The organism is Pseudomonas sp. GW460-LB5, assembly GCF_059423245.1.
In genome coordinates this window covers 24,521-34,124 of sequence record NZ_JBWKXT010000063.1, presented here as the reverse complement: position 1 = coordinate 34,124, position 9,604 = coordinate 24,521, and the positions used below count along the sequence as shown (strand labels likewise).

Below are 9,604 nucleotides of genomic sequence, written 5' to 3'. Positions count from 1 at the left end.
GGGTTTGGGTGGGTATTCAGCAGATTGATTGCCCGCTCACACAGGGATTGCACAGCTTTCAAGGCCAGTGCAGTACCGGTAGGAGCAGCCTTGTGCTGCGAAGAGGCCATTGCAGCCGAAGATAGTCTTTAGCCTTACCGGCCTCTTCGCAGCACAAGGCTGCTGCTACAGGGCCTGTGTTTGACTGGAAATTATCGCCGGAGCAGGAAACAGAAACGCCCCGGGCAGGCCGGGGCGTTCTGGAGATCACATGCAGTGGGGAGTGTTCAGATCAACGAATACCCGACTGGCGCAACGCCGCAGGCTGGAAGTCCGCCTTGCTGGCACTGAAGCCAAAATCGTAGGCGCGCTTCTCTTCGTTTTTCATGCCCAGGGCCAGGTAACGACCCGACTGCAGGTCGTAGATGGTTTCCAGGGTGTACCAAGGCACCTCTTTGTTGTAATACGGCTGGGAATGGGCTTCGGACACGCGCCACAGTTGGCCACGACCGTCGTACTGGTCGATCACTGCGGCCTGCCAGGTGTCTTCGTCGATGTAGAAGTCACGCTTGGCGTAGATGTGCCGCTGGCCCGGCTTCAGGGTTGCGACCACATGCCAGACGCGGCGCAGTTCGTAACGGGAAAGGTCCTGGTTGATGTGCCCGGCCTTGATGATGTCGGCGTACTTCAGCTTGGGGTCATCCAGCTTGAAGGCGTTGGAGGCGATGTACAGTTCCTTCTTGCCTTCCAGCTTCCAGTCGTAGCGGTCCGGCGCACCGTTGAACATGTCCAGGTTGTCCGAGGTACGCAGGCCGTCGGCGGCGGTACCCGGGCCGTCGTACGACACTTGCGGCGCCTGGCGCACGCGACGCTGGCCGGCGTTGTAGATCCACGCCTTGCGCGGCTCCTTCACCTGGTCGAGGGTTTCGTGCACCAGCAGCACGGTCCCGGCCAGGCGCGCTGGCGCGGTCACTTCCTGCTTGAAGTAGAACAGGATGTTGCCCGGGTTTTTTGGGTCGTAATCCTTCATCCTGTCGCGGAACACGAACTGGTCGGAGAAATAAACCGGGCTGAAAGAGCCGTTCTGCTGCGGCGTGGCCTGGATCACCAAGCGGCTGACACTGCCCCCCCGGTAACGGGTGATGTGGTTCCAGATCACTTCCAGGCCGTTTTTCGGGATCGGGAACGGCACCGCCGTGTCGAAGTTGTTCAAACCGTTGCCGCCTTCCGTCAGCGTGGTCTGGGTGGCGTTTTTCTTGATGGCAGCGAACACGTCCGCAGGTACCGTGGAGCCGCGATGGGTTTTGAATACAGGGATCTTGAAGGTATCCGGGTAGCGCTTGAGCATGGCCATCTGGCCCGGCGAAAGCTTGTCCTTGTACTGCTCGGCGTTTTGCGCAGTGATGGTGAACAGCGGCTTTTCACTGCCATACGGGTCGGCCAGGAAACCCTTGCCGTCGACGCTGCCCGCACTCTTCGACAGCGGCTCCCAAGGGCCGATCGAGCCATCGGCATTGCCAGCCTTTTCAGCCCCCATCGGGGTCAGGGTACTGCCCAACTTGGCCGCTTCGTCGGCGGATACCGCAGCCATGACGCTGGTCGCCAGCAGGGACAGGCCCAGTACACCGGCTTGCAGCAGACTTCTGGTCTTGTTCATGTCGTGTCGTCCTGGATCTGTGTGCTTAGAAGTTCACGCCGAAGCTGAGCGCGACGAAGTCACGGTCATCCACGGTGCTGTACTTGCCATCGAAGAAGTTGGTGTACGACAGGCTCGCCGTGTAGGTGTTCTGGTACTCGGCGTCCAGGCCCAGGCTGACTGCCTTGCGCCCTTCCTCGAAGTTGGCACCAGGGCCTGGCGAATAGCCGGAAACGTCATGCGACCAGGCCACGCTGGGCTTGAGGTTGACCCCGGCGAAGACGTCGTTGTAGTCCCAGATGACCCGGGCGCGATACCCCCAGGAGGTGCTGGTGGTATAGCCGTCGTTCTCGCATTTGCGATTCAGGTTGGTGGTGGACGCCCCGGCCCCTGCGCCGGCGATGGTGCTGGTATTGAGTGCCTGGCAGGTGTCCGCGCCGCCGGTGGCAGGCAGCGGGCCGGGCCCGAAGACCGGGTCGCGGCCATAGCGGGTCTCGCGGGCGTTCTCCAGGCCACCCACGTGGGTGACCCCCACTTCGCCCACCACTGTCATGCGGCTGGCGCCCATGACCTGGTCAAAGAAGTGCGTCAGAGTGGTCTGGAACTGAGTGATTTCCTTGCGACGGTAGCCGTGCAGGTCTTGCCCGGGGGTACCGGTGAGCAGCGAAGCGTTGCTCAGTGCGCCACCAATCGGACGCACACCCGCGAACAGGATATCGGTGGTATTCAGCTGCACGGGGGCGTTGGGGCGATAGCTGACTTCACCGCTCCAGGCCGTACCCGTGGGCAGCGTAGTGGAGAAGCTCAGGCCGTACAGGCGAATGTCCTCGGGGTACTCGACGAAGTATTCGGAGTTACCGGCCACAATCAGCGGAGCCAGCGCCCGCAACTGTGCAGGCAGCGCGCTCAGGCCGGCGAACACCGACGGTGGGGCACCGGTGGCGCTGAAGATCGGCGCGCGGCTGTGGTAGTTCATGAAGTAGGCACCGAACTCGGTGTCCAGCGGGTCGAACATATAGCGCAGTGCCACGCCGAACTGGCCGCTGTCGCGGGCATCACGGTCGGCCCCGCGGCGCACCATTACCCCTTCCTCGTTGATGTTCACACCCCGCGTGGCGAGGAACTGCTGGGCCGCACCAGGCACCGTACGGCTGCTGTTGAGCACACGCAGGTTGTCGGTGCAGCCGTCGGCAATGATGTCCGGCTGGGAGAAGAACGTACCGCAGTTATCAACAACCGTCTGGTCCCACTCGATCTGGTAGAAGGCCTCTGCCGACAGGTTGTCGGTCAGGCTCTGCGAGATGTAGAACATGTTGACCGGGATCAGGCCTTCCTTGATCTCGGCCCCCGGGCGGCGGAACGCCGACACGTCGATGGGGTTGATCGAGTTGATGCCGCCGCCGATGAAGGTACTCTCACCCCAGCTCACCACCTGCTTGCCCAGGCGCACCGAGCCCGGCTGATCGCCGATGGAATAGTTGTGGTAGACAAAGGCGTCGAGCAACTGGGCCCCGGACGACTTGGCGCCCTCCTTGCGGCCAGAGTCGCTGATGTCCTTGAACTCGCGGCCTTCGTCCTTCAATTCGAAGTCGTACCAGTACTTGCCCCGCACGAACACGCCAGTATCGCCGTACTTGAGTTCAAGGTCGTGGATGCCCTTGAAGATCTTGGAGAAGGTTTCGCCCTTCTTGAAGTTCAGGTGGCCATCGTCAGAGGTCTGCGACAGGCCCTTGCCGCCGTTGTTCACCCCGATCAGGTTCTTGTTGGGGTTGGCCGTCGACCAGCTGGCGCCGATGGAGAGCGACGAGTCGAACTGCCCTTCGATTTCACCAATGTTGAAACTGACAGCGAAAGCAGGACTTGCGAGCGTGGAAGCAAGGCTGACGGCCAAGGGCAACTTGGCCCGGCGCCAGAACAGGTTTGCAGATTTCATCGACGCTACTCCATGTACTTTATTGTTATGGCAGTGAGTCCTTTCAAGAACGGCCCGAGCGACCGGTTTGCAGGTTTTCACCTGCGGCGACACGGCTTGCGCGTATCGCCCTCCCCCATTCCTGAAAATCCCCTGGCCCCGACTATAGCCAGCAAGGCACAGGCGCTTGATCCCTCTAAAGTGTGATTTGCGCTCCATGCCGCCAACTCGCTGCAGTGTTGTCCCGGTTGCGGGCTGGCAGAGCTCAAGGATGGCGCATTTCTGCCATTTGGCAAGGTGCCGAGGCCTCTAGCGTGCGGGTCGCGTTCTGACGCGCGCGACCCGCACGGCGTTTACAGCGTGGACAGGAACGCGCTATTGCTGGCCTGCCACTGGACGATGTCCTGGCGGATGCGTTTCTTGTCGAGCTTGCCGACACTGGTCTTGGGAATTTCAGTAACAACGGCGATCTGGCTAGGAATCGCCCACTTGTTGATGTGCCCTTGCTCGACAAATGGCTTGAGATGGTCCTTGAGCGCCTTGGCATCGATGGCCTGGCCGTCGCGCAGCACCAGCAAGGCGAACGGGCGCTCGCCCCACTGCGGGTCGGCCACCCCCACCACCGCCACTTCGCGCACGGCCGGGTGACGGCTGATCAGGTCTTCCAGGTCGAGCGAAGAAACCCACTCGCCACCGGTCTTGATCACATCCTTGATGCGATCACGAATGTCGATGTAGCCCATGCCGTCGAGGGTGGCGACATCGCCGGTGTGCAGCCAGCCCCCCTGCCACAGCTCCTTGCTCTTTTCCGGCTCCTTGAAGTAGCCCATGGTCAGCCACGGCGCGCGCAGCACCAGCTCGCCCTGGGTTTCGCCGTCTGCCGGCAGGAAGTTGCCGTCGCCATCGACAATGGCCGCCTCGACCAGCGGCACAGGCACACCGGCCTTGATGCGGTAGGTGACGCGCTCATCCTCGCTGCCGGCCTGCAGCTCGTCGTTCAGGTGCGCAGCGGAGATCAGCGGGCAGGTTTCGGACATGCCATACGCGGCAGTCAGCTGGATGCCACGCGCCAGGGCAGCCTGGTAAAGCGAACGGTTGAGCGAGCTGCCGCCAATGATGATCTTCCAGCCGCCGAAGTCCTGCCCTTGCGAGGTCGGGCAGTTGAGCAGCATCTGCAAAATGGTCGGCACGCAGTGGGAGAACGTGACCTTTTCTTCGCGCCACAGCTTGACCAGCATGTCTGGCTCGTAGCGCCCCGGGTATACCTGTTTCATGCCAAGCATGGTGGCAGCGTAGGGAATGCCCCAGGCATGTACATGGAACATCGGCGTGATGGGCATGTACACATCGTTGCTGCCCAGCAGGCGTACGCTGTCGATGCTGCCGGTGACCGAAGCTTCGGCCAGGGTGTGCAGTACCAGCTGCCGGTGGGTGAAGTACACACCCTTGGGGTTGCCGGTGGTGCCGGTGGTGTAGAAGGTGGTGGCCACCGAGTTTTCATCGAAATCCGGGAAATCGTAGCGGGGGCTGGCGGCTGCCAGCAGCTGCTCATACTCACCCACCAGGCCGGGCAGCTCGGCAGTCTTGTCCGGGCCATCGGTCAGCAGCAGGGTCTTGTCAACGGTGGTCAGTTGCCCGGCAATGGCCTGGTAGAGGCCGACAAAATCGCTGTTGACCAGCACCACGCGGTCTTCGGCGTGGTTCATGGTGTAGAGGATCTGCTCGGGCGACAGGCGCACGTTGATGGTGTGCACAATGGCGCCGATCATCGGGATGGCGAACATGCACTCCAGATAGCGGTGGCTGTCCCAGTCCATTACCGCCACAGTGTCACCGGCCTTTACCCCGGCCTCGGTCAGCACATTGGCCAGGCGCGCGATGCGTTCGTTGAGCTGTAGGTAGGTCAGGCGCAACTGGTCGCGGTAGACGATTTCGCGGGTTTTTTCATAACGGCTGCCGGACATCAAAAGGCGTTTGATCAGCAGCGGGTAGTCGTAGGCGCCCTCGGCGGGCTTGATGATGCGGGTCTGCAGCATGGGTATCCCTTTTCTGAAAAGCGGGCCGGAAAAGTCTGGGAACTACTGTAGTTCGCGAATGTGACGGCTAAATCAGCCGAAGGAATGATTTGGCTGCGCGGGGTATGAGTGGCATTGTCCGGGGGATGGATCATCCCTGCCCTGCCAACGGAGCCTTACTGATGCCCAGCCCGCGTCGCGCCGTGTTTCTCGATCACCAGTCCCTGGACCTTGGTGACCTCGACCTTTCCCCGCTACGAAGCCAGTTCGATGAACTCGAGCTGTTCGATGCAACCCGCCCTGACCAGGTAAGCCAGCGTCTGCAGGGCGCCGTGGCGGTGGTCAGCAACAAGGTCATGCTCGACGCCGCGACCCTGGCCGCCAACCCACAGCTCAAGCTGATTCTGGTCGCTGCCACCGGCACCAACAATGTCGACCTGGCAGCAGCGCGAGCCCAAGGCATCACGGTATGCAACTGCCAGGGCTATGGCACACCGTCCGTCGCGCAGCATACCCTCGCCCTGCTGCTGGCCCTGGCCACTCGCCTGTGCGACTACAACCAGGCGGTAGCCGACGGCCAGTGGGCCAAGGCCAGCCAGTTCTGCCTGCTGGACTTCCCCATCGTCGAGCTGGAAGGCAAAACCCTCGGCCTGCTCGGCCACGGCGAACTGGGCGGCGCAGTGGCGCGGCTGGCCGAAGCGTTCGGCATGCGCGTGCTCAGCGGGCAAATACCTGGCCGCCCGGAGCGCGCCGACCGCCTGCCGCTGGACGAACTGCTGCCACAAATCGATGCCCTGACCCTGCACTGCCCGCTGAACGAGCACACCCGGCACATGCTCGGCGCCCGCGAACTGGCCCTGCTCAAGCCCGGTGCCCTGGTGGTCAACACCGCCCGTGGCGGCCTGATCGACGAGCAGGCACTGGCCGATGCCCTGCGCAGTGGCCACCTGGGCGGCGCGGCCACCGACGTGCTGAGCGTGGAGCCGCCGGTCAACGGCAACCCGTTGCTCGAACCCCGCATCCCGCGGCTGATCATCACCCCGCACAGCGCCTGGGGGGCAGTGGAGTCGCGCCAACGCATCGTCGGCCAGCTCAGTGAAAACGCCCAAGCCTTCTTCGCCGGTCAGCCGCGCCGCGTGGTCAGCTGAGCGGGGCGCCCGCCTCTGCTACACTGCGCCACTTTTTCAGGAGGCGTCGTCCATGGACCCGCGCAGTGAAGTATTGCTCCGCCAGGCAGAGCTGTTCCAGGGCCCGCTGCTGATCGCCGGCGCCCCCGCTGATGGCCTGCTCGGCCAATTGCCGCAGGCCCAGGCCTGGACATGGCATGCGGGCGATCACGCCATGCTCGAAAGCCGCTTTGCCGGTCGCAGCCACTATGGTGTCGAGCCACCCGAGGTGGCCTTCGACAGCGCCGTGCTGTTCCTGCCCAAGTCCCGTGAACTGGCTGCCTACCTGCTCAATGCCCTGGCGTCGCGCCTGGCCGGCGGTGAGCTGTACCTGGTTGGCGAAAAACGCGGCGGCATCGAAGGCGCGGCCAAACAGCTGCAGGCCTTTGGCAGACCGCGCAAGCTGGACAGCGCCCGGCACTGCCAGCTGTGGCAAGTCACGATCGAGCAGGCGCCCGTGGCCAAACCGCTGGAAAGCCTGGCCGAACGCTTCGAGCTGGCCCTGGAGGACGGCCCGTTGCAAGTGGTCAGCCTGCCTGGCGTATTCAGTCATGGGCGCCTTGATCGCGGTACGGCCCTGCTGCTCAAGCACCTCGACGGCCTGCCGAGCGGGCATGTACTGGACTTTGGCTGTGGCGCCGGGATATTGGGCGCAACGGTCAAGCGCCGCTATCCGCAAAGCCGGGTCACGCTGCTTGACGTGGATGCCTTCGCCGTCGCGGCCAGCCGCCTGACGCTGGCTGCCAACGGCCTGGAAGGCGACGTTATCAGCGGTGATGGTATCGACGCGGCCCCCACCGAACTGAGCCTGATTTTGAGTAACCCGCCGTTTCACACCGGGGTGCACACCAACTACCAGGCTTCGGAAAATCTGCTGAAAAAATCGGCCGTTCATCTGCGAAAAGGCGGTGAAATGCGCCTTGTTGCCAACAGCTTCCTGCGCTACCAGCCGCTGATCGAAGGGGCGCTGGGCAACTGCCAGGTGCGCGACGACGCTGACGGTTTCCGTATCTATCAGGCAACACACGGATAAAAACAGCGCTTGCCGAAAGCGTTTTGCCTAGGCAGAATCCGCACCGTCCTAGGGGAGTAGTCTCCCGCGAGCACCCTGCTCGCCCGGTACGCGTCAACATACTTGGTCAACAGACCATGGCGCGTGCGACCCACCATGCCAGCACGCATGGAGAGATCCGCAAAGACGGATCCAGGGTTTGACAAGACCTATGACACGCACACCTTACCCGGGGCGGGGAGGCTGTACGTGTCATAGCCGTGTCGACCCGCCCCCGTAGGAATCCTGATGCTGGAATCTCTGTTGGTCCCCACCGCTATCGTTGCCCTCGCCGAAATCGGCGACAAGACGCAACTGCTCGCGCTCATTCTCGCTGCCCGCTTCCGCAAGCCGTGGCCGATCATCGCCGGCATCATCGCCGCCACCCTGGCCAACCATGCTGCGGCCGGTGCCGTGGGCGCCTGGTTCGGCAGCTTTTTCAGCGACTCGGCATTGCACTGGATCCTCGCCGCGAGCTTCACCGCCACTGCGCTGTGGACCCTGGTGCCGGACAAGATGGATGATGACGAGAACCCGGCGCGCCGCTTCGGGCCGTTCCTGACTACGCTGATCGCGTTTTTCCTGGCCGAAATCGGTGACAAGACCCAAGTCGCCACCGTCATGCTGGCGGCGCAGTACCCGCACCTGATCATGGTCATTATCGGCACCACGCTGGGCATGCTGATTGCCAACGTGCCGGTGGTTCTTGCGGGTAACTTTGCAGCAGACAAACTGCCGTTGACCCTGATCCGTCGCCTGGCGGCCACAGCGTTCTTCGTGCTGGCAATTGTGGCCGTGTACTCGGCGATGAAAGCCAGTGGCTGGGTTGGCTAAATGCTGAAGGGGCCGCGCTGCGCCCCAATCGCCAGCAAGCCAGCTCCCACGAACGCACCGGCCTCAAGCCATGTGCAGTACATGTGGGAGCTGGCTTGCCGGCGATTGGGCTGCAAAGCAGCCCCCTTGCGGTCTTACTGCTTTGCCGCCTGATACAGCGGCATCACCTTCGGAATCGCCGCCTGCAGCGAAGCAATACGGCTCGCGGATGCCGGGTGAGTACTCATGAACTCGGGCGGTGCACCTTCGGAAGCCTTGCTCATCTTGTTCCACAAGGTGATCGCGGCATTCGGGTCGTAACCGGCACGCGCCGACAGCTCCAGGCCGATCAGGTCGGCCTCGTTCTCGTTGGCCCGGCTGTTGGGCAGGGTCATGGCGTAGTTCACCACCGTGTCGGCCATGGCCATGCTGCCTTGGCCGAGGCCGAAAATGGCGCCGGCACCCTGGCGGGCCATTTCCACGCCATACGCCTTGGACATGGCCTCGCGGCTGTGCTCACGCAAGGCGTGGGCAATCTCGTGCCCCACCACTGCGGCAATTTCCGCATCGGTGAGCTTGAGCTGATCGATCAGCCCGGTGTAGACGATGATCTTGCCGCCCGGGCCGCAGTTGGCGTTGAGCTCGTCGCTTTTGATGACGTTTACCTCCCAGTTCCATTGCGCGGCATCCGGGCGGAACTTGGGCGCCTGGGCGATCAGGCGGCTGGCGATCGCCTGCACACGCTTGGCATCGGCGCTGGACTTGTCGAGCACACCCTTGCTCGATGCCTCACCCAGGGTCTGCTGGTAAGACTGGGCGTACATCTGGTTGACCTCATCGGTCGAGAGCATGCTGAACATGTACTGCTGGCGCTCGACGCCAACGGCACCGCCGCTGGTGGTGTTCACTGCCTGGCAGCCGGCCAGCAGGATGCCAGCACTGAGCAGGCTGACGACAAAAGACTTACGCATGAAAACACTCCCTTTTTACATGCGCCGTATCCTAGGCCGAGTCGCCAGTGCCCGCTATAGC

7 protein-coding genes and 1 riboswitch are annotated in these 9,604 nt (G+C 62.8%); of the genes, 3 read left to right on the top strand and 4 right to left on the bottom strand.

Going from position 1 to position 9,604, the window contains the following annotated elements; all coding sequences use genetic code 11:
• Window positions 1–271 precede the first annotated feature (271 nt).
• The 3 genes from AC07XM_RS26645 to AC07XM_RS26635 form a co-directional block, all read right to left on the bottom strand.
• Entirely contained in the window at window positions 272–1,636 is a 1,365-nt protein-coding gene (locus tag AC07XM_RS26645) for a DUF1329 domain-containing protein (protein WP_016484899.1), read from the bottom strand.
• A 25-nt stretch (window positions 1,637–1,661) separates the two neighbouring features.
• A complete protein-coding gene (locus tag AC07XM_RS26640; RefSeq protein ID WP_016484898.1) occupies window positions 1,662–3,548 on the bottom strand; it encodes a DUF1302 domain-containing protein in 1,887 nt (628 codons plus the stop codon).
• A gap of 332 nt (window positions 3,549–3,880) precedes the next feature.
• On the bottom strand, window positions 3,881–5,563 hold the full coding sequence (locus AC07XM_RS26635; RefSeq protein WP_060517684.1) for a fatty acid--CoA ligase: 1,683 nt from the start codon (window positions 5,561–5,563) through the stop codon (window positions 3,881–3,883).
• A 161-nt stretch (window positions 5,564–5,724) separates the two neighbouring features.
• Between AC07XM_RS26635 and AC07XM_RS26630 the strand changes: the two genes are divergently transcribed.
• The 3 genes from AC07XM_RS26630 to AC07XM_RS26620 all read left to right on the top strand — a co-directional run bounded on the left by AC07XM_RS26630 (window position 5,725) and on the right by AC07XM_RS26620 (window position 8,593).
• Complete coding sequence (locus AC07XM_RS26630) at window positions 5,725–6,690, top strand: 2-hydroxyacid dehydrogenase (protein ID WP_070086912.1); 966 nt, start codon at window positions 5,725–5,727, stop codon at window positions 6,688–6,690.
• A gap of 52 nt (window positions 6,691–6,742) precedes the next feature.
• Window positions 6,743–7,741, top strand: coding sequence for a methyltransferase (locus AC07XM_RS26625; RefSeq protein WP_023049459.1), 999 nt, complete (start codon window positions 6,743–6,745; stop codon window positions 7,739–7,741).
• Between the two features lie 39 nt (window positions 7,742–7,780).
• Window positions 7,781–7,921: riboswitch (yybP-ykoY riboswitch) on the top strand.
• An 87-nt stretch (window positions 7,922–8,008) separates the two neighbouring features.
• Window positions 8,009–8,593: a TMEM165/GDT1 family protein gene (locus tag AC07XM_RS26620; RefSeq protein WP_016484894.1), complete on the top strand. Its 585-nt coding sequence runs from the start codon at window positions 8,009–8,011 to the stop codon at window positions 8,591–8,593.
• 134 nt (window positions 8,594–8,727) lie between these two features.
• On the opposite strand, the gene AC07XM_RS26615 is transcribed toward AC07XM_RS26620, so the two are convergent.
• Entirely contained in the window at window positions 8,728–9,543 is an 816-nt protein-coding gene (locus tag AC07XM_RS26615; RefSeq protein WP_016484893.1) for a M48 family metallopeptidase, read from the bottom strand.
• Window positions 9,544–9,604 lie beyond the last annotated feature (61 nt).

Coding starts and splice junctions, on each gene's coding strand:
- AC07XM_RS26620 (WP_016484894.1), top strand. CDS start 8,009: ATGCTGGAATCTCTGTTGGTCCCCACCGCTATCGTTGCCCTCGCCGAA.
- AC07XM_RS26635 (WP_060517684.1), bottom strand. CDS start 5,563: ATGCTGCAGACCCGCATCATCAAGCCCGCCGAGGGCGCCTACGACTAC.
- AC07XM_RS26640 (WP_016484898.1), bottom strand. CDS start 3,548: ATGAAATCTGCAAACCTGTTCTGGCGCCGGGCCAAGTTGCCCTTGGCC.
- AC07XM_RS26625 (WP_023049459.1), top strand. CDS start 6,743: ATGGACCCGCGCAGTGAAGTATTGCTCCGCCAGGCAGAGCTGTTCCAG.
- AC07XM_RS26615 (WP_016484893.1), bottom strand. CDS start 9,543: ATGCGTAAGTCTTTTGTCGTCAGCCTGCTCAGTGCTGGCATCCTGCTG.
- AC07XM_RS26645 (WP_016484899.1), bottom strand. CDS start 1,636: ATGAACAAGACCAGAAGTCTGCTGCAAGCCGGTGTACTGGGCCTGTCC.
- AC07XM_RS26630 (WP_070086912.1), top strand. CDS start 5,725: ATGCCCAGCCCGCGTCGCGCCGTGTTTCTCGATCACCAGTCCCTGGAC.